General features: G+C 58.6%; 19 protein-coding genes. 10 read left to right on the top strand and 9 right to left on the bottom strand.

Annotated elements, in window-relative coordinates:
- The first annotated feature begins 104 nt into the window (after positions 1 to 104).
- Entirely contained in the window at positions 105 to 1,280 is a 1,176-nt protein-coding gene (locus JL39_RS18935; RefSeq protein WP_244446922.1) for a divergent polysaccharide deacetylase family protein, read from the top strand.
- A gap of 16 nt (positions 1,281 to 1,296) precedes the next feature.
- A complete protein-coding gene (locus JL39_RS18930) occupies positions 1,297 to 1,833 on the top strand; it encodes an RNA pyrophosphohydrolase (RefSeq protein WP_037154109.1) in 537 nt (178 codons plus the stop codon).
- A 309-nt stretch (positions 1,834 to 2,142) separates the two neighbouring features.
- Here JL39_RS18930 and bfr read toward each other — a convergent pair whose 3' ends face one another.
- The 5 genes from bfr to JL39_RS31970 form a co-directional block, all read right to left on the bottom strand.
- Positions 2,143 to 2,628, bottom strand: coding sequence for a bacterioferritin (gene bfr, locus JL39_RS18925; RefSeq protein ID WP_037154105.1), 486 nt, complete (start codon positions 2,626 to 2,628; stop codon positions 2,143 to 2,145).
- Positions 2,594 to 3,097: a (2Fe-2S)-binding protein gene (locus tag JL39_RS32575; RefSeq protein WP_244446915.1), complete on the bottom strand. Its 504-nt coding sequence runs from the start codon at positions 3,095 to 3,097 to the stop codon at positions 2,594 to 2,596. The genes bfr and JL39_RS32575 overlap by 35 nt, the downstream gene beginning before the upstream one ends.
- A 94-nt stretch (positions 3,098 to 3,191) precedes the next feature.
- A complete protein-coding gene (locus JL39_RS18915) occupies positions 3,192 to 6,629 on the bottom strand; it encodes an error-prone DNA polymerase (RefSeq protein WP_037154102.1) in 3,438 nt (1,145 codons plus the stop codon).
- The gene (locus JL39_RS18910; RefSeq protein WP_280114092.1) at positions 6,626 to 8,074 is read right to left on the bottom strand and encodes a DNA polymerase Y family protein; all 1,449 of its coding nucleotides are present in this window, start codon (positions 8,072 to 8,074) and stop codon (positions 6,626 to 6,628) included. Before JL39_RS18910 ends, JL39_RS18915 begins: the two co-directional genes overlap by 4 nt.
- A gap of 10 nt (positions 8,075 to 8,084) precedes the next feature.
- Positions 8,085 to 9,023, bottom strand: coding sequence for a hypothetical protein (locus JL39_RS31970; protein ID WP_037154097.1), 939 nt, complete (start codon positions 9,021 to 9,023; stop codon positions 8,085 to 8,087).
- Between the two features lie 172 nt (positions 9,024 to 9,195).
- On the opposite strand from JL39_RS31970, the gene JL39_RS18900 reads away from it, so the two are divergent.
- The gene (locus tag JL39_RS18900) at positions 9,196 to 9,633 is read left to right on the top strand and encodes a metallopeptidase family protein (protein ID WP_037154095.1); all 438 of its coding nucleotides are present in this window, start codon (positions 9,196 to 9,198) and stop codon (positions 9,631 to 9,633) included.
- A gap of 18 nt (positions 9,634 to 9,651) precedes the next feature.
- Here the strand turns inward: JL39_RS18900 and JL39_RS18895 are convergent, their stop codons facing one another.
- Both JL39_RS18895 and JL39_RS18890 read right to left on the bottom strand, forming a co-directional pair.
- Positions 9,652 to 9,858: a DUF1737 domain-containing protein gene (locus tag JL39_RS18895; RefSeq protein ID WP_037154091.1), complete on the bottom strand. Its 207-nt coding sequence runs from the start codon at positions 9,856 to 9,858 to the stop codon at positions 9,652 to 9,654.
- Positions 9,855 to 10,757, bottom strand: a complete 903-nt coding sequence (locus JL39_RS18890; protein WP_052182985.1) for a CoA ester lyase — start codon at positions 10,755 to 10,757, stop codon at positions 9,855 to 9,857. Before JL39_RS18890 ends, JL39_RS18895 begins: the two co-directional genes overlap by 4 nt.
- A gap of 108 nt (positions 10,758 to 10,865) precedes the next feature.
- Between JL39_RS18890 and JL39_RS18885 the strand changes: the two genes are divergently transcribed.
- From JL39_RS18885 to JL39_RS18855, 7 genes are all read left to right on the top strand, one after another.
- Positions 10,866 to 11,093, top strand: coding sequence for a hypothetical protein (locus JL39_RS18885; protein WP_037154090.1), 228 nt, complete (start codon positions 10,866 to 10,868; stop codon positions 11,091 to 11,093).
- Between the two features lie 130 nt (positions 11,094 to 11,223).
- On the top strand, positions 11,224 to 11,829 hold the full coding sequence (leuD, locus tag JL39_RS18880; protein ID WP_037154088.1) for a 3-isopropylmalate dehydratase small subunit: 606 nt from the start codon (positions 11,224 to 11,226) through the stop codon (positions 11,827 to 11,829).
- A 17-nt stretch (positions 11,830 to 11,846) separates the two neighbouring features.
- Positions 11,847 to 12,236 (top strand): RidA family protein, encoded by a 390-nt coding sequence (locus tag JL39_RS18875; protein ID WP_037154086.1) that lies wholly within the window; start codon positions 11,847 to 11,849, stop codon positions 12,234 to 12,236.
- 114 nt (positions 12,237 to 12,350) lie between these two features.
- Positions 12,351 to 13,463, top strand: a complete 1,113-nt coding sequence (leuB, locus tag JL39_RS18870) for a 3-isopropylmalate dehydrogenase (RefSeq protein WP_037154084.1) — start codon at positions 12,351 to 12,353, stop codon at positions 13,461 to 13,463.
- 129 nt (positions 13,464 to 13,592) lie between these two features.
- Positions 13,593 to 14,408, top strand: a complete 816-nt coding sequence (locus JL39_RS18865; RefSeq protein ID WP_052182984.1) for a lipid A 1-phosphatase LpxE — start codon at positions 13,593 to 13,595, stop codon at positions 14,406 to 14,408.
- Between the two features lie 313 nt (positions 14,409 to 14,721).
- The gene (locus tag JL39_RS18860; protein ID WP_037154082.1) at positions 14,722 to 15,756 is read left to right on the top strand and encodes an aspartate-semialdehyde dehydrogenase; all 1,035 of its coding nucleotides are present in this window, start codon (positions 14,722 to 14,724) and stop codon (positions 15,754 to 15,756) included.
- Between the two features lie 195 nt (positions 15,757 to 15,951).
- Complete coding sequence (locus JL39_RS18855; protein WP_037154080.1) at positions 15,952 to 16,779, top strand: lytic murein transglycosylase; 828 nt, start codon at positions 15,952 to 15,954, stop codon at positions 16,777 to 16,779.
- Positions 16,780 to 16,782: 3 nt separating this feature from the next.
- Here the strand turns inward: JL39_RS18855 and JL39_RS18850 are convergent, their stop codons facing one another.
- Both JL39_RS18850 and pdxY read right to left on the bottom strand, forming a co-directional pair.
- The gene (locus tag JL39_RS18850) at positions 16,783 to 17,457 is read right to left on the bottom strand and encodes a carbonic anhydrase (RefSeq protein ID WP_037154079.1); all 675 of its coding nucleotides are present in this window, start codon (positions 17,455 to 17,457) and stop codon (positions 16,783 to 16,785) included.
- A 67-nt stretch (positions 17,458 to 17,524) separates the two neighbouring features.
- The gene (gene pdxY, locus JL39_RS18845; RefSeq protein WP_037154077.1) at positions 17,525 to 18,394 is read right to left on the bottom strand and encodes a pyridoxal kinase PdxY; all 870 of its coding nucleotides are present in this window, start codon (positions 18,392 to 18,394) and stop codon (positions 17,525 to 17,527) included.
- Between the last annotated feature and the right edge of the window lie 111 nt (positions 18,395 to 18,505).

Here is an 18,505-nt window from a genome sequence, read left to right as displayed (position 1 = left end):
CGGACCGGCCAGCGTAGCGCGTTGCCAAGACGCCTCGCTGGCCGGTTCTGTTTATCTGCAGGCACGATACAGGACCGAAATTGGGCAGCGATCTCCACGCACCGCTGGGACAAAGCCGGCCGGCCGCACGGCGACGGGTTAGAAGATTTTCTTCCGCGGCCGTTCTCGCCTCCCTCGCCGTCGCAGGCATTCTCGGCCTTTCGATTTATGCGATGCGAGGTGATGACGCTCTGAGACAGGTCGCATCCAATGATCCGCCGGCATCCGAACCTGACCAGGCTCAGCCTCTCGGAAGGAACGATCAGAACTCCGCTGGGCAGCAACCTGCGGGCATGCCTCGCTCCAATCCGACTTCCGGCGCGAATATCGAGCGGACGCTGACGGACGACGGCATGGTCGTGACAAAATACACGCCGCGATCCCGCGACAATGGCGGCCCGGTCCTCATCGAAGCCCAGAGAATTGGCCAGGATCCGCGCATGGCCGCCCAGCCCAATGAAGCACTGCTCGAAGACTCGCCCCATGGCCGGTTGCCGATCACCGGCCCGGACGGATTGCGGCCGATGGACCAGTATGCTCGGCCATGGTCTGGTGCACGTGGAATCCGGATCGCGATCGTCGTGGGCGGGCTTGGCCTCAGCCAGACGGGCACGCAGAGGGCGATCAGGGAACTGCCACCGACGATAACCTTTGCCTTCGCTGCGAGCGGCAACAGCCTCCAGCGCTGGATGCAGGAGGCTCGCCGCAGCGGCCACGAAATCCTGGTACAGGTGCCGCTGGAGCCATTCGACTATCCGGCAAACGATCCAGGTCCTGACACATTGCTGACCAGGACTTCCGTAAAAGAAAATCTCAACCGGCTGCATGAAGCCATGGGCAGGATCACGAACTACACGGGCATCATGAACTATCTTGGTGGCCGTTATCTTGCCGATGCGGATGCGCTGGAGCCGATCCTGCGCGATGTTTCGCAACGCGGCCTGCTGTTTCTCGACGACGGCACGTCTGCCCAGTCCAAGACGGCGGTTATCGCCAAGGCGGTCGGACTGCCGCACGCTTTCGGCGATCTGACCCTCGACGGCCAACTGCAGGTGGACGCAATTCTCAAGAAGTTGGACGAGTTGGAGCGCATCGCCGGTCGCAGGGGCACGGCTGTAGGCGTCGCTTCCGCTTTCGATGAAAGCATTGATGCGATAAGGCAGTGGAGCGAGAAGGCATCGCAACGCGGGATCGAGATCGTCGGGGTTTCAGCACTCGCAGGCGAAAGCGTCGAGCCATGATGGATCGGAGTCGTGCATGAGCAAGAAGGACAAACGCCTGGTTCTCGCCGAAGATCTGCCTTACCGACCCTGCGTCGGCATCATGGTGCTGAATCGCGATGGCCTTGTCTGGGCCGGACGACGCGTCAGCGAAGGAAACAGCGAATACGACGGTTCGCCGCAGCTTTGGCAAATGCCACAGGGCGGCATCGACAGGGGCGAGGATCCGCTTCCTGCAGCTTATCGCGAGCTTTACGAGGAAACTGGTATCCGGACCGTCAAGCTACTCGCAGAGGCGCGCGACTGGATCAACTATGACTTGCCACCGCATCTCATAGGTATCGGATTGAAGGGCAAATATCGCGGCCAGACGCAGCGCTGGTTCGCCTTCCGCTTCGACGGCGACGAAAGTGAAATTGCCATCAACCCGCCGCCAGGCGGCCATGAACCGGAATTCGACGCGTGGGAATGGAAGCCGATGACCGATCTGCCCGGCTTGATCGTACCGTTCAAGCGCGCCGTTTATGATCAGGTCGTCGCGGAGTTTGCGCATCTGGCCAAAGCTGCGGCCTGAATCTAACCTTGGGTTGCTGCTTTCGATGCACAGCGAAGACGGCGAGACCGATAGGTTGCTCCATAGAAGTGTCCAGATTCCCACAGCGTTCATCTCGAAGCCCGGGGCCTGGCGGACATGGCTCGCACTTAAAGCCGCACGGGAAGCCCTTCGGGATGGTGCCGGATGTCCGTTAGCCAAGACGGTTACTTGCCCGCGTTTCGCAATATCGAACCGACGGAAACCTGATCCACCGGCGCCGCGACGCGTTCATTGCCGTCGGAACAGACCCGCTACAGACGCACCGGGCCTTTTATCAATGATGCCGGTTTATTCGGCCTCGTTGGCAGATTCCGCGTTGAGCAGACCGTAACGCTCCTCGCCGATCTTCGCCAGCAGATCGAGCTGGGTTTCAAGGAAGTCGATATGACCTTCCTCATCGGCCAGAAGCTCTTCGAAGAGTTTCATCGAAACATAGTCGCCGGCGTCATGACAGATATCGCGGGAGGCTTTGTAAGCCGTGCGGGCGTCATATTCGCCCGCAAGGTCGGCTTCAAGAACTTCCTTGACATTCTGGCCGATCCGTAGCGGCGCCACTGTCTGGAGATTGGGATGGCCTTCAAGGAAGATGATGCGCGCGATTAGCTTATCGGCATGGTGCATCTCTTCGATGGACTCCGCCCGCTCCTTCTTCGCAAGCTTTGTATAGCCCCAATCTTCGAGAAGGCGGTAATGCAGCCAATATTGGTTGACGGCACCAAGTTCGAGAAAAAGTGCCTCGTTAAGCCGCTCGATGACCTTTGAGTCGCCTTTCAATGTCCGCTCTCCTGTTCTCTTCATGGAATTGTTTCAAGCGGGACATATATACAACGACCTCGGCTTCCGTCGAGTGGTGCTCGGCGTGATATTCCTCGGTTGTACGGATGATGAGGTCGACAACATTCGGGAAGCAGCCGCAGCAACGGCCGCGCTTACCCATGGCGTGGTACACTTTGGCCGGAACGATCAGCTGCCAACAGTCTTCGTTAAGGAGCTCGATGATAACGTCCCTGATTTCCCTGTCGGTGATGTAATTGCAACTGCAAACCAGCATTTCTCGGTCGACCTGCGAAACATGACCTGTAACATCCTCTTTTTGCGAAAGCGGACATCCGATGTCAAGAAAAAATCGGGTATCTGCGTTATTTCTTAAAGAAGCCGGCCATTCCATGACGTGAATCAAAAATGCGATGCGGCCTTCTTTCTGCCGACCTTTCGAGAAGTAGCGGATTGAAATCGGAAGCATCGTTTCATCGACGCTTGGCCGCTACGCGGGAATATCGGCCAACGAACGCAAACCGAAGCGCAAAACAGTTTCTCACGAAGCCTTTTGCTAACACTCAGTGAAAGTTCCGTCCCTTGGGCATGACGCTACCCGGTTCGGTCGAATAGAGCGGCGGTGCGACAGCAGCCGTTTTCTGACGTCTCTCCTCCTCCATACCGTTGGATCGCCTTTTCCGGCGATGATTGCCGCTGGACTGCAATACCTCATCTGATCGGGACGATGATATCTCGGGCCGGCGCGCCTCCTTCTGCAGAAGGCCAAGCATGGGAGTGATGTCCTCTATGTGTTCGACCACCGTATGAATAACGCCGCTCTCGCTTTGCAGCTTCCCCCGGATTTTCACGAGCCGCGCGCCCATGACGACCGATCGGAAACGCTCGAAAGTTTTAGGCCAGACGATCGCATTGGCGACACCGGTCTCGTCTTCCAATGTCATGAAGATCACGCCACTGGCAGAACCCGGACGTTGCCGCACCAGCACGATCCCACCGATCGTGACTTTTCGCCCGTTCGGAACGTCCAGAAGATCGACACTTCGGGCGATTCCCATTGTTCTGAATTCTTCACGAAGGAAGGAGACCGGATGCGCCTTCAGTGACAGGGAAAGGTACCGATAGTCTTCGATCACCTCCTCGCCCGGCAGCATTGTCGGAATTCTGATCTTCGGTTCAGGCCTGAGATCCGCACAGCCTGCCACATCGAACAGAGATAACCTCTCGGTCGTATTTTTCACATCAAGTCCCCGCACGGCCCAGAGGGCCTCACGGCGCGTAAGCCCGAGAGAGGTGAAAGCATCGGCGTCCGCAAGCCGTTCGATAGCCGACTTATCGAGCCCAGACCGAAGCCAGAGATCATGAACAGATGTATAGCCTCTTCCTCGACTGGCGATGAATTTCTTGATCATGTCATCTTCGGACAGGCCCTTGACCTGACGAAAACCTAGTCGCACGGCATATCTTGTCTTGATGACATCGCGCATGGACTCATGACGCTTGTCGATCGCGTTCCTGTCAAAGACGGCCTCTTCCAGGGTGCAATCCCATTCGGATTTATTCACATCCACAGGAAGGGTCTGGATGCCGTGCTCCCGCGCATCACGGATCAGCTGCGCCGGCGCATAGAACCCCATGGGCTGCGAATTCAGCATCGCCGCGCAGAAGACATCCGGATAGTAAGCCTTGATCCAGGACGAGACGTAGACAAGCAGGGCGAAGGAAGCGGCATGGCTCTCCGGAAAACCGTATTCCGCAAATCCCTGGATCTGACTAAAGCAGCTTTCCGCGAATTCTTTTGAATACTCGTTTTCCAGCATGCCATTGATGAAGTCTCGCCTGAATTCCTCCACTCGTCCCGATCGCTTGAATGTTGCCATCGAGCGACGCAGCTTGTCGGCTTTTTCGGCAGGGAAGCGCGCGGCCGTGATAGCGATCTGCATCGCTTGCTCCTGAAAGAGCGGTACGCCGAGGGTCCTTTTCAGAACCTCTTTAAGCGCGGGGCTCGGATATTCTACCGGCCGGCCGTTTCGCTCATCCTCTCGCCGCTTCAAATACGGGTGGACCATGTTCCCCTGAATGGGGCCTGGCCGGACGATCGCCACCTCCACGACGAGATCATAGAATTTCCGGGGTCTGAGCCGCGGCAGCATGCTCATCTGCGCCCGGCTCTCGATCTGGAAAACGCCGACCGTATCGGCCCGGCAGATCATATCATAGACGGCGTCCTCAGGCTTCTGCTGCAACCCCGCCAGGGTTTCATCAACCTGGTAATGAACCCGCATGAGGTCGAATGCCTTCTTGAGACAGGTCAGCATGCCGAGGGCGAGCACATCGATCTTCAGGAGCTTCAATGTGTCGAGATCATCCTTGTCCCATTCCACCATATAGCGCCCCGGCATGGCCGTCCTCATGATCGGGACGACCTCGTCGAGCCGGTCGCGCGTGATCAGAAAACCGCCGACATGCTGGGTGAGATGCCGCGGAAAACCCAGAAGCTCCTTCGCATGAGCCAGGACTTTCTGCGTCGTGAGGTCTTTCACGTCGAGTCCGGCCGCCTTCACATCCCGCTCCGAAAGCCCGTCCTCCGACCAGCCCCAGACCAGGCTGGAAAGTGCGGCCTGGACGTCTTCCGAAAGCCCGAAAGCCTTGGCCACTTCGCGGCCGGCCATACGGGTCCGATAGCTTGTGACTGCCGCCGTGAGGCCTGCGTGACGAAAACCATAATGGCGATAGATGTATTGAATGACCTCTTCTCGCCGACCGTGTTCGAAGTCGACATCGATATCCGGCGGTTCATTCCGCTCCGTCGAAATGAACCGTTCGAAAAGCAGCGTCGTGAATGTCGGATCGACCTCGGTGATACCAAGACAAAAGCAGACGGTGGAATTGGCAGCCGATCCCCGCCCCTGGCACAGGATTTTCAACTCATATCGGGCATGCCAGACGATATGGCGCACCGTCAGGAAGTAAGGCTCGTATTGCATCTCCTTGATGAGACCGAGTTCGTACCTGATCTGATCCGTTACCTTGTCCGGAATTTTATCCGGATACCGGCGTCTGGCCCCTTCCCAGGTCAGCCGCTCCAGGGTTTCCGATACCGTCTCGCCCGGTACGCTCTCGTCCGGATAATTATGGCTGAGCTCATCCAGCGAGAATTGCAGTTGCTTGGAAAACCTCTGAGTGTTGGCGATCGCATCCGGATATTTGGCGAAAAGCCGCGCCATCTCAGCGGAATGTTTGAGGTGCCGCTCTCCATTAGGGGCAAGACGAAAGCCGGCTTCCTGAACCGTCACATGCTCGCGGATGGCCGTCACGACATCCGATAGCGAGCGTCGATAGGGGAGACTGTAAAGAGGCAGGTTGGTTGCGATTAACGGAAAGTGACATTGCGAAGCGATCTGCGCAAAGGTGGTGAAAACGAACGCATCGCGCCCGTCATAGGTCGGCGACAAGGCGAGATAGATATTCTTTTCGAATTTCTCCCGATAAGAGCTCAGCTGCTTACCCAGCTTCGCTAGGTACTGAGCATCTTCCGCGCGGGTGAAATCCGGCACGACAGCAAGCATCATCTCGTCGCACCATTCCAGAAAATCCCATTCCTCCAGGATGCAGGAACCCTTTTCCGTCCTAAGGTTTCCCCTGCTCAGCAGGCGGCATAGGTTGGCCCAGCCCTTCCGATTCCGCGGATAGGCCAGAACGTCCGGCGTGTGGTCCGAAAAGACGAGACGCGCTCCCGGGTAAAAGGCACAAGGCCACACCGCGTCCTCCTCGTCCTCCTTTTTCCCCTGCTCCTGCTGACGCTTGTACGTCTCCTTCATGTCCCGGACTTGGTTATGCGCCCGCACCACACCGGCGACCGAATTCCGGTCGGCAATGCCAAGGCCGGAAAGGCCAAGAAGGCTTGCTGTCAACACCATTTCTTCAGGGCGTGCAGCCCCCTCCAGGAAGGAGAAGTTGGTCTTGGCGCCGATCTCGAAAAAAACGGGGGCATTCTTCATGCGAAAATCCCATGGACGCGCCAGCTTGGCGCTGTTTTTCCGTCGTAATGGCCTTCGCGAAAAATCCAGAAACGTCGACCCGCATCGCTTTCCAGGCGAAAATAATCACGTTCCTCCGCCTCCTTGGGATCTATCCACCATTCCGGGGAAATCCGTTCAGGACCTTCGGCCCGAACGACCCGATGAACGATCCGGCGCCAGCGAAACCGCTGGGGCGGGCCATCCGGTACCGTTGCGGCAAAAGCATCTATCGGCTCCGGATGGTGGAAAAGTCGCAATGGCCGATCAGATCTGGGCGCGAAGGCTAAATCTTCATCCCCTTTCTTCTGCGCGCTTCCCGCCGTCATCGCCGGCACAAAAACTCTCGCCCGTTCCGGCATATGGCTTTGCCGCAATTCCGCAAACTGTAGACAATCCGCCCCCAAACGCGCCGAAACTCGATCGACAAAATCCGCAAGTGAGATTTCACTCTCTCCGTCGCCGATGAAATCGCCTTGCGCGGTCCTAAAAGTGTCGTGCTGCAGCACATTGAGGCGCAGGAGTTCGAAACCGAAGCCTGCATCGAGATCGTCGTGGACGGCGTTCAGACGCTCGGAAAACAGGGTCGAGATACGTTCCGGATCGCGTAGCGGCTGCGAAGCCCCGGCGGTGATGCGGAACACCCGGCCATCGATGCGGAAAAGCACCAGTTCGAAAACTCGCCCGCCAATTCCGCGAGCTTCCAGTCCCGGTCGAAGAGACGTCGCGATCTGCCCAATCAGCTGCAGGATATGTTCCTCCGCCTGAATCGGTTCGGCGAGCCGCCGCTCGGCAGAAAGAGCCGCGACAGGCCGCCGGGGAGAAATTGCTTCCTCATTCGCTCCAAGCGCCTGATCCAGCCGAAGAAGCAATTGCGTGCCGAAACGGCGGGCAAGCGGCGCACGCGGCATGGGAAAAAGATCACCGACCCGTTTCAGCCCGAGCTTATGCAGTGAGACGATCATAGCGTCGTCTATGCGCAAGGCATTGACCGGCAATGGGGCCAGCACCTCTTTCATCGTTTCGTCATCAATTACGCCACCGCGTCCGAAACGACAGGCCGCCCAGGAGAGACCGGGGGACGAAGAAATCGCTCCTTTGACATCGAACCCCATATGAAAAAGCCGCTTAAGAATATCCCTTAACAAGGCCTCTTCACCCCCGAAGAGATGCGCACAACCGGTAATGTCCAGAAGGAGGCCCTCGCGGCCACCAAGTGCCACGAGTGGAGTATAACGGTCGCACCAGTCGGCGATGGCTTCGAGCAGCACCTGGTCGGCTTCCCCATCCTCATCCATCACGTCAATCTTCGGAAACATGGCGCGCGCTTCCGCGAGGCCCTGTCCTCGTTTCAAACCGAGCCGTTCGGAAACTTCATCGAGTGCAGTAAGCCGCATGGCATTGTCACGCCGCCCGGCACAGAGGATCGGCGGATGGTCAGGACGCCCTCTCGTTCGCCACGACAGGCCCCAGAACTGACGAGCGATCCTGTCGGTCGGCAGATGCGGGAAGACCAGCGCCAGGATGCGTTGGCGGGTTACGGAAAGAGGAAGTTTCTCCTGTTTCACGGTCGAGCGAAAATTGACGGTCACGGGGATTCCACTCCAGAAAGAAGGAGAGCGGAGCCGGATTGCGGCTCTTCTCCAGGGTCAGTTGGAAAACGGGATGGCCGATGCTGCCGCCAAGCATGGATCCATTCGGAAGGCGTCGCCCGGAGGCTCGCGCCGGTTTGACAAGGAAGCGGAAAAAAGCACTGCTCGCTTCTTCTTCGCCCGCATGCCGCAATAGGAAAAGCGGCCGTCCCGCTGCTTTCGCCCGCAGGCCAAGCCTCCGGCTTTCGGTAAGGCCGAAATGCCTCGGGTTGCCCCGGATTTCGAGAATGGTGGCGGACAGGACACCGCTCGCCACCGCGGCTTCTGCAAGCCATAGTGCATCATCCAGCCTGCGCGGCGACGCATAAAGAATCTCGTGAGGGTCCAGCCCGAATTGCCTGAGGCCAACAGCATAAGGAGCGCCGGCCTCCTGCCTGGAAACGACGTCACCGACCCATAAAACCGGTGCCTCGCTTGTTTCCATGGCCTTGAGATAAGCGGCAAGCGCAAGTACAAATCCGCTCGCCGCGCCCGCATCCAGCATCACCATCGAACGAATTTCCGTGAGGCCGTCAAATGGCAGGCCACCATCCAAAGCAGCGTCCAGAGGCGCTATGCCGAATGGCAGACGGGGTTGATTGTTCCTGGATTTTTGCGCTTCAGGATCCGCGGCAGCATCTGCCTGCTTCGCCGCAGCCAGGCTGGGCAAGGGTTTTCCCTCCATTCTGGCGATCTGTTCGCGCAGGGCAAAAAGCGTTTCCCGCGCCGTGGCGTTCTCGGCCATGGCGTCAGCTCCCATCATGAATGTTCACTTTATGTTCTTATGGATTCCAGAGGCCTTCGAAAGAGTCAACAACCAAATGGCAGGAATCTTTTCCTCTGGCGGTAGGCCAATGATTCTTCTCTCGAAAAATATCGGCGAAGGCACTATATGGGCCTGATCAGAAGGAGAACTCATGGCCCGTATCGACCAGACCGACGATTGGCGGGATCGCCACGCGCCGACGATCAACTCGTTCGAGTCGCTGGCGATCGAGGCCTATGGTCACTTGCCAGAGGAATTCCGGGCCCTTACCACCAACCTGATCATCGAGATCGAGGATTTTCCGGATGATGAGGTGTTCGAAGATATGGCGCTCGAAACACCCTTCGACCTGCTCGGTCTGTTCGAAGGTCGCGGCATTTCCGAGCGCTTCAATATGGAAACGGGCGAACTGCCTAACCGCATCCGGCTCTATCGCCGGCCGATCCTCGATTACTGGGCCGAAAACGATGAGACGCTGGGCGATATCATCACCCATGTGCTGATCCACGAAATCGGTCATCACTTCGGCTTGAGCGACGACGACATGGAACGCATCGAGGCCAGCGCCGAAGACGCCGCCCAGCGTTAAGGTCAATCGACAGAGCTTTTATTGCTCGCCAAGTTTCATGTCCGGATCATAATCCTTGCCATGAACGGTCTTGATGACCGCCTGGCCGCACTGCATCTCGCCGGTCGTGGCATTGAAGGCATAGGTCGGGGAACCATGAAGCTCCCAGCCCTTGTTCAGCGCAGCTGTCACCTTGTGGCAGAAAGAAGAGTCGTCAGGACCGGTGAGGAAGCGATAGAGTTTCATGAAAGTTTCTTTCGTTCGGCAATGATCCGGTTACTGGCGACAAGCTTTTCAGCCTCCGCCAGATGGAGGCGCTCGACCATTTTGCCGTTCAGATTGATGACGTTGAGATGTTGGGCTTCCGGCCGGGCAAAAGCGGCAATCACCGCTTCAGCCTCTTCCACGGCCCGCGGGTCGGGACCGAAATGCCGGTTAGCAGGTTCGATCTGGGCCGGATGGATCAGCATTTTGCCGGAAAAACCCATGGCACGACCTTGGGTGCATTCCGCATCGAAAGCTTCCGCATCCTTGAAATCGTTGAAGACGCTGTCGATCACGTCGATGCCATAAGCCCGTCCGGCAAGCACCACCTGCATCAACCAGGGCACGAGGTAGGCACGGCCAGGCTGCGACAGGACACCGGTTCCCTTGCGCAGGTCGTTGAGGCCGACGACGAAACATCGGAGCCGTTCATCCGCCCCGGCAATCGCCGCCGCGTTCAGAACACCTTTCGGCGTCTCGATCATCGCCCATATGGCAAGCTCGTCCGGGGCACCGGTCTCGGACAGGATATCCGCGATCGCTTGCACCTCAGAAACCCGCTCCACCTTGGGAACCAGCACCACTTCTGGCGATATCTCGACCACGAGATCCATGTCGGCTCTGCCGAACTCGGTTTCGAGAGGGTTGATGCGGATGATAGTTTCCCGGTTTCGCAGCGGCTCTTCCCTGAACAATCGGCGCAGATTGTCGCGAGCCTCGATCTTCTTCTCCGGCGCCACGGAATCTTCCAGATCGAAGATCACCGCATCGCAATCGAGACCATGTACCTTTTCCAATGCCCTTGCATTACCGGCCGGCACGCTCAGGACAGAGCGGCGAAGACGAGCGGGAGCAGAATTGATGTCAGTCAAGGCGGTCATCACGACTTTGTGCCAATCTTTTAAGTCTGCGGCAATACCGTTCCGTGCAAGACCTCTTGCAAGAAAGGGCGGAAGGGCCCACATTCTTCGATAAGAAAGGTTTGGACCATGCAAAACATCCGCGCATTCTTTGTCATCGTATCGGCAATTGCCGTGCTTGCCATGGCAGCGCTTCTGACAGCTTCTCTGACCGTAGCCTTTGTCGGCATCCTCGCGGTTCTTTCCCTTGGACGGGCGCTTTCGGCGCGGCTGAAGCCGGTTCCGGTACGCGCGAAGGCCAGCAAGCGCGAAATGCGCGTCTGGAATGACGGCCGCGGCACGATCATCGACCTTTGATCCCTGAAAGCCATAAATAGACCGTTCTCAGCCTCATTGGCGTACCGGTTGAAGGCAAACAGGCCTTCAAATCCACGCAGATTTGCTTTATGGCAGCTTCCGCAGATGTAGTCCCACGTGGAGGCAGATCATGGAAAAGTTCACCAAGCTCACCGGCGTCGCAGCGCCGCTTCCGGTCGTCAATATCGACACGGACATGATCATTCCGAAGGATTACCTCAAGACGATCAAGCGCACCGGCCTCGGTAAGGGTCTTTTCGCGGAAGCCCGTTACAACGAAGACGGCACCGAAAACGCAGATTTCGTGCTCAACAAGCCCGCCTACAGGAATGCCAAGATCCTGGTCGCCGGCGACAATTTCGGCTGCGGCTCATCCCGCGAGCATGCCCCCTGGGCGCTTCTCGATTTCGGCATCCGCTGCGTGATTTCGACGAGCTTTGCCGACATCTTCTACAATAACTGTTTCAAGAACGGCATCCTGCCGATCGTCGTCAGCCCGGAAGACCTGGAAAAGCTGATGGACGACGCCGAACGCGGTTCGAATGCGGTTCTTTCGGTCGACCTGGAAGCGCAGGAGATCACCGGCCCGGATGGCGGTTCGATCCATTTCGATATCGATCCCGGCCGCCGTCACATCATGCTCGAAGGCCTCGACGACATCGCTTCGACGCTGAAGAGCGACGCGGCGATCAGCAGTTTCGAGAACAGGAACCGCGCCGCGCGCCCCTGGCTCTGATTTCCGGAACGCACCCGATGGTCAAATGGATTTCCTCCGGATCGCCCTTCGAAGCGCGGATCGGCTATTCGCGCGCAGTCGTGGACCGCGACATGGTCTATGTTTCCGGCACCACCGGCTACGACTATGCGAAGATGGAAATGCCGGATGACGTTTCGGACCAGACGCGAAACGCGCTCGGCACGATCGAAAAGGCTCTGAAAGAGGCCGGCAGCGGCCTGCGGGATATCGTGCGGGTGCGGTATTATCTCACAGACATGGCCGATTACGATGCCGTGGTCGAAGTGCTTGGCGCGACTTTTTCCGAAATCCGCCCGGCCGCAACCATGGTCGTCTGCGGCCTCACGACACCGGAAATGAAGATCGAAATCGAGGTGACGGCCCGCATCGGGGCCGGCAGTTCGTAACCCCTTTTCCGACCTCGTCCTTCGGCAGGCTCGGACGAGGTTTAGCCAGGCGCAGGCAAAAAGCCACGCGCGGGAGGACGAACGAGCCTGCGAAACCCGCAAGGACACCATCTGATTATGGCAAAGAACCTCTTCCTCCTTCCCGGCGACGGCATCGGCCCCGAGGCCATGGGCGAAGTCCGCAAGATCATCGACTATATGAACAGCGCCATGAAAGCCGATTTCGTGCGCGACGAAGGCCTGGTCGGCGGCTGCGCCTACGATGCCCATGGCGCCGCGATCTCCGAAGAGGATATGACCAAGGCTATGAAGGCGGACGCGGTGCTTTTCGGCGCCGTCGGCGGACCGAAATGGGATCACGTTCCTTATGAAGTGCGCCCGGAAGCAGGCCTGCTGCGCCTGCGCAAGGATCTGGAACTCTTCGCCAACCTGCGCCCTGCAATCTGCTATCCGGCGCTCGCCTCTGCCTCCTCGCTGAAACCGGAACTGGTGGAAGGTCTCGACATCCTGATCGTCCGCGAGCTCACCGGCGGTGTCTATTTCGGCGAGCCGAAGGAGATCATCGACCTCGGTAACGGCCAGAAGCGCGGCATCGATACGCAGGTCTACGATACCTACGAGATCGAGCGCATCGCCAGCGTCGCCTTCGAACTCGCACGCACCCGGAAAAACGCCGTGTGCTCCATGGAAAAGCGCAACGTCATGAAGTCCGGCGTGCTCTGGAACCAGGTCGTTACCGAGACGCACAAGCGCTCCTATCCGGACGTGAAGCTCGAGCACATGCTGGCCGATGCCGGCGGCATGCAGCTCGTGCGCCAGCCGAAACAGTTCGACGTGATCGTTACCGACAACCTCTTCGGCGACATGCTCTCCGACGTCGCCGCCATGCTGACCGGCTCGCTCGGTATGCTGCCTTCCGCCTCGCTCGGCGCGCCGGACGCTAAAACCGGCAAGCGCAAGGCTCTCTACGAGCCGGTGCATGGCTCCGCGCCCGACATCGCCGGCAAGGGCATCGCCAATCCGATCGCCATGATCGCCTCCTTCGCCATGTGCCTGCGCTACTCCTTCAATATGGTGAAGGAAGCCGATAATCTGGAAAAGGCGATCGCAAACGTACTCGACCAGGGCATCCGTACTGGCGATATCATGGCCGAAGGCTGCCAGAAAGTCGGCACGTCCGAAATGGGCGATGCAATTCTCAAGGAATTCGCGAACCTCTCTGCTTGATCCATTGGCTGGTCCCTTCCATCCTGAGGTGGAAGGGACCAGCCTCAACGACTGGTTTTTACCCTTTCGGCACCCCATATCGGGCACCTGCGAGAAAACAGGAATGAACCTGTCCACGGATAGAGGTTAATGAAGCGGACAATCAAAAAACTGAGACATCGCCGTTATCGCTATCGTTCAAGCCCGCCGTTGCCCCGCTGGTGGCCTTATGTGCTCATTGCAGTCAATCTGGTTCTGATTGCCTTCTTCCTGCTCGATGCCCCGGTTGGCTTCTATGCGGCCCATACGCCCAATATCTTGCGGCCAATCGGCCGGACCATCACGGACTTAGGCAAATCCGGCTGGATCCTCTTTGCAAGTGCCCTCCTGTTCTTCGAAGCCCTCGCCGTCATCCGGCTGGCGCCAACCCTGAAGGCACGTTTCCGGGCCATTCTCGTCAGCCATATGGCGTTTTATGTTTTCGTCTCGGTCGCCGGTTCGGGGCTCCTCGTCAACCTGGTGAAGCGCATCATCGGACGTGCGCGGCCTGGTCTTTATGAAGAGTGGACTGCCTACGGCTTAAATCCCTTTTCCGGCGCTCGATTTGAAAGCTTTCCGTCCGGCCATGCCACGACGGTCGGCGCATTCCTGATGGCCATGGCCTTGTTGGCACCGCCCTACCGCCTGCTCTTCCTGATCATGGGCCTTTGGCTTGGATTCTCCCGTGTCATCGTTGGTGCTCATTACCCAAGCGACGTGATCGCCGGCCTTTCCTTCGGCGTGTGGTTCTCGGTGACGATGGCGATCGTCTTTGCCCGTCATGGATTGCTTTTCCGGCAGGAGCCCGACGGCTGGCCGATTTTGCGCCGACCGATCCCTCTGCTGACGCGCCCGGATTGGAAGAGCGCGCCCTTCCCGCCGCGCGGTGTCCCGCCGAAACGAGAAATGGAAGAAACCGCGGGATAGACGAAAAGCAGCTTGGGCAAAACGCTTGCTTGACTCATCCCGAAAATCTTCTAAACAGCTTCGCGAACGGGAAAACAACCATATGCGTGCCTGCGAATTCAACATCGCTCACTGTGCACTGCCGGACGATGAAGCCGCGCAGCGGGTATGTTTTTCCGCTTTCTCCAAAACCAAGGCCAAAACGACGACGAAAACCGTCTGACGTCTCAGGCCCGCCGCTCTCTCCCCGGCAAGGCCGGGGACAAGGAAATCCGCGGATGCGTCTGCGGCTTCCCCCTCACCGGATCGAGGAGAGACAGAAAGAGAGCACAAAATGGGTTTCAAGATCGCAGTCGCCGGTGCAACCGGCAATGTCGGCAGGGAGATGCTGTCCATCCTCGCGGAACGCGGCTTTCCAGCCGGTGAAGTCGTAGCGCTGGCTTCAGCCCGCTCGCAGGGCACGGAAGTTTCCTTTGGTGACAAGACGCTGAAGGTCTCCAATCTCGAGAATTACGATTTCTCCGATACCGACATCTGCCTGATGTCGGCTGGCGGCGACGTCTCCAAGAAGTGGTCGCCGAAGATCGGCGCGCAGGGCTGCATCGTCATCGATAACTCGTCCGCCTGGCGCTACGACTCCGAAGTGCCGTTGATCGTGCCGGAAGTAAACCCGGATGCAATAAGCGGCTTTTCCAAGAAGAACATTATCGCCAACCCCAACTGCTCGACCGCCCAACTCGTCGTGGCGCTGAAGCCGCTGCATGACTTCGCCAAGATCAAGCGCGTCGTCGTCTCGACCTATCAGTCCGTCTCCGGCGCCGGCAAGGAAGGCATGGACGAACTTTTCACCCAGACCCGCGCCGTCTTCGTTGCCGACCCGATCGAGGCGAAGAAGTTCACCAAGCGCATTGCCTTCAACGTCATTCCGCATATCGATGTGTTCATGGAGGACGGATATACGAAGGAAGAGTGGAAGGTTCTTGCCGAAACCAAGAAGATGCTCGACCCGAAGATCAAGGTGACCTGCACCGCCGTGCGGGTTCCGGTCTTCATCGGTCATTCGGAATCGGTCAATATCGAATTCGAGAACGAGATCACCGCCGACCAGGCCCGCGATATCCTGCGTGAGGCCCCGGGTTGCCTGGTCGTGGACAAGCGCGAGAACGGCGGCTATGTCACGCCTTACGAATGCGCTGGCGAGGATGCGACCTACATTTCCCGCATCCGCGAAGATGCAACAGTTGAAAACGGTCTCAACATCTGGGTCGTTTCCGACAACCTGCGCAAGGGTGCCGCGCTGAATGCCGTGCAGATCGCCGAGTTGCTCGTCAATCGTGGCCTGATCAAGCCTCGCAAGGCCGCCGCCTGATTGGTGATAGCTTTATTAAGCATATTCCGATAGAAACTCCTGCCAGATATGGCGGGAGTTTCTCGTATTCGAGACACTCCACAAACTATTCATGAGCGGGTGAGTTGCTAATATTTGCAACCACCGCCATAAGGCCGATAACATATTCCCGGGCGCTTGCAGCCGAGCGCTCCGGCTCACGACGGGCTAACCGCAATGAAGAAGATTATACTGGCAGGACTGATCGCAACTGGTTTTCTGAGCGTCACTCCAGCCTTGGCCGCACCTCAATGCGGCAACGACTCCTCTGGTTTTGCCCGCTGGGTTGAAGACTTCAAGCGGGTTGCCCCCTCAAGCGGCGTCAACCCGTCCGTCGTCGAAAGGGCGTTCGCCAACATCTCCTACAATCGCGAAACGATCCGCGCCGACCGCGGTCAGAAGAGCTTCAAGCTCTCCTTCGATGAATTCATGCGCAAGCGTGGTGGCGCGACCATCATCTCCCGCGGCAAGAGCATGAGGTCCGGCAATGCCTCACTCTTCGCTTCGATCGAACGCCGTTACGGCGTGCCCGCCGGTCCGCTGATCGCCATCTGGGGCATGGAAACGGGTTTTGGCAGCTTCATGGGCAACCAGCACACGCTGTCGGCGGTCGCCACGCTCGCCTATGACTGCCGCCGCTCTGCCTATTTTACTGAGCAGCTTTATGCCGCTCTCCAACTCGTCGCCCGCGGCGATCTGAGCATTTCTGCCCGCGGCGCCGCTCATGGAGAAATCGGGCAGACCCAGTTCCTGCCGTTGAACGTCGTCCGTTACGGCACCGACGGTGACGGCGACGGCCATATCGACATGGTCCGCTCGCGCGCCGACGCGCTTGCCTCGACCGCCAACTTCCTGCGCGGTCATGGCTGGAGGGCCGGTGCCGGATACCAACCGGGGGAACCGAATTTCGCCGCCATCCAGGGCTGGAATGCCGCCTCGGTCTATCAGCGGGCGATCGCCCATATCGGCGGCCAGATCGACGGCCTGCAGACGAGTTCCCGCTGAGATTCAGGCCGAGGCTTGCTCGGCCTCGATCGGCGGTTCGTCGAGATCGGGGCGGACAAAATCGCCCTTACTGTTCATCACCCAGAGTTCCCCGGTGGAAATATCGAACCAGGCACCATGAATGCTGAGTCCGCCTTCCTCTCCGCGATTCTTCACGAAAGGAAATGTCTGCAGATTGGCGATGGAATTACGGATGGAGACCCGTTCCAGCGCCGTCTGGCGTTCGGCCGGCGTCATGAACGCGTTATTCTGGATCTGTTCAGCCGCGGGCCGCACGAGGCTCATCCATCTGCCGATGAAATCGCCCGGCGACAGCGGTTCCGTGGAGGGATCCAGCGCCGCCTGAATGCCGCCGCAACGGCCATGGCCCATGACAACGATATTGCGGATCTTCAGGACTTGAACCGCATATTCCAGCGCGGCCGAAGTGGCATGAAACTGGCTATCCGGCTCGTAGGGCGGCACCATGTTGGCGACATTGCGCACGACGAAGAGCTCGCCGGGACCACAGTCGAAGATGGTCTCCGGAGCAGAACGTGAATCGCAACAGGCGATGACAAGGGTGTGAGGTTTCTGCCCGGTCTCCGCCAATGCCCGGTAGCGATCGCTTTCGTCGCTATAGCGCCCGTTCATGAAGTTGCGATAGCCCGCCAGAAGTCTGTCTGGAAAGTCCGTCATGTACCAAGGATTATAGTGCCGCTCGCCGAAGATCAACGGTCATTCTACAATTGCGAGACTGGCCGGCTTATCGCTTCACCCGTTGCAACGGATGCACCAGCCGGCGCATTTGCACCATGGCCATGGGCGAGGAAAGGCTCGACGCATCCGTTTCGAGCGTCAGCTCGTCGCCGCCACGCTTGGCCGTGCGAGCGAGAATCTCGAAAACGCTGGCGGTGGCAAGCTGCAGCGCTTTTTCCTCGTCCATGCCTGCAAGGATTCGCCCCAGGAAAAGTGCGCTCATGAGATCACCGAGACCGTTCGGCGGATTGTCGATCAGCCGGTGCTCGGCAAGCAGTGCGTGTTTTCCGGTGAGATAGAGGTTTCCCGTCCCGCCCGCCATCATCGGCACGGCCGACGTCACCAGGATGCGAGGCGGCCCGAGCGCGACTGCCGCGTCCATGATCGCGTTGTTGGTTTCGAGCGGCGCACCGGAAAGCCAGGCCAGCTCATAGCGGTTCGGGGTCGCGATTGTCGCGAGCGGGATGAGCTCGTCGCGGATCGCTTCCGCTGTCGGCTGCGGGATATAGAGTCCGCCGAGATCACCCATGACTGGATCGCAGACATAGAGAAGGTCGGGATTTCTCTCCTTCAGCGCGCGGATGAGCCGCGCAACCGAGCGCGGCTGGGCCGCATTGCCGAAATAGCCGGTCAGCACCGCCTTCACCTCGCCGAGCCATGGCGCGCGGATGAGATCGCCTATAGCCTTGTCGAAGTCTGATTCGGGAAAGGTCAGCCGCGTGGAAGGCCCGTGACCCGGATGCCAGGGAAGGACGATGGTCGGCATGGCCCAAACGGGAAACCCGAGGATTTCCAATGCGAAGACGGCGGCTCTGTTGCCGACCGAGCCCCGCACGACATGGCTGGAGATGACGATGACGGCATTGCTGGTATCCATGGGTCTGATTTCCCGCTTCGAGGCCCTGTTGATGGTTTCTTCGGCCGGTTATGTCAACAAGGCTTCACGGAAGAATGGAAGGTCTGTTGCGCACTGACATGGATCGGCCAC

It is taken from the genome of Rhizobium sp. YS-1r (assembly GCF_000757525.1).
GTDB lineage: Bacteria > Pseudomonadota > Alphaproteobacteria > Rhizobiales > Rhizobiaceae > Neorhizobium > Neorhizobium petrolearium.
This window is presented reverse-complemented; position numbering and strand designations above follow the sequence as displayed.

Coding starts and splice junctions, on each gene's coding strand:
- JL39_RS18930 (WP_037154109.1), top strand. CDS start 1,297: ATGAGCAAGAAGGACAAACGCCTGGTTCTCGCCGAAGATCTGCCTTAC.
- JL39_RS32575 (WP_244446915.1), bottom strand. CDS start 3,097: ATGCTTCCGATTTCAATCCGCTACTTCTCGAAAGGTCGGCAGAAAGAA.
- JL39_RS18915 (WP_037154102.1), bottom strand. CDS start 6,629: ATGAAGAATGCCCCCGTTTTTTTCGAGATCGGCGCCAAGACCAACTTC.
- JL39_RS31970 (WP_037154097.1), bottom strand. CDS start 9,023: ATGGCCGAGAACGCCACGGCGCGGGAAACGCTTTTTGCCCTGCGCGAA.
- JL39_RS18900 (WP_037154095.1), top strand. CDS start 9,196: ATGGCCCGTATCGACCAGACCGACGATTGGCGGGATCGCCACGCGCCG.
- JL39_RS18895 (WP_037154091.1), bottom strand. CDS start 9,858: ATGAAACTCTATCGCTTCCTCACCGGTCCTGACGACTCTTCTTTCTGC.
- JL39_RS18890 (WP_052182985.1), bottom strand. CDS start 10,757: ATGACCGCCTTGACTGACATCAATTCTGCTCCCGCTCGTCTTCGCCGC.
- JL39_RS18885 (WP_037154090.1), top strand. CDS start 10,866: ATGCAAAACATCCGCGCATTCTTTGTCATCGTATCGGCAATTGCCGTG.
- leuD (WP_037154088.1), top strand. CDS start 11,224: ATGGAAAAGTTCACCAAGCTCACCGGCGTCGCAGCGCCGCTTCCGGTC.
- JL39_RS18875 (WP_037154086.1), top strand. CDS start 11,847: ATGGTCAAATGGATTTCCTCCGGATCGCCCTTCGAAGCGCGGATCGGC.
- JL39_RS18865 (WP_052182984.1), top strand. CDS start 13,593: ATGAAGCGGACAATCAAAAAACTGAGACATCGCCGTTATCGCTATCGT.
- JL39_RS18860 (WP_037154082.1), top strand. CDS start 14,722: ATGGGTTTCAAGATCGCAGTCGCCGGTGCAACCGGCAATGTCGGCAGG.
- JL39_RS18855 (WP_037154080.1), top strand. CDS start 15,952: ATGAAGAAGATTATACTGGCAGGACTGATCGCAACTGGTTTTCTGAGC.
- JL39_RS18850 (WP_037154079.1), bottom strand. CDS start 17,457: ATGACGGACTTTCCAGACAGACTTCTGGCGGGCTATCGCAACTTCATG.
- pdxY (WP_037154077.1), bottom strand. CDS start 18,394: ATGGATACCAGCAATGCCGTCATCGTCATCTCCAGCCATGTCGTGCGG.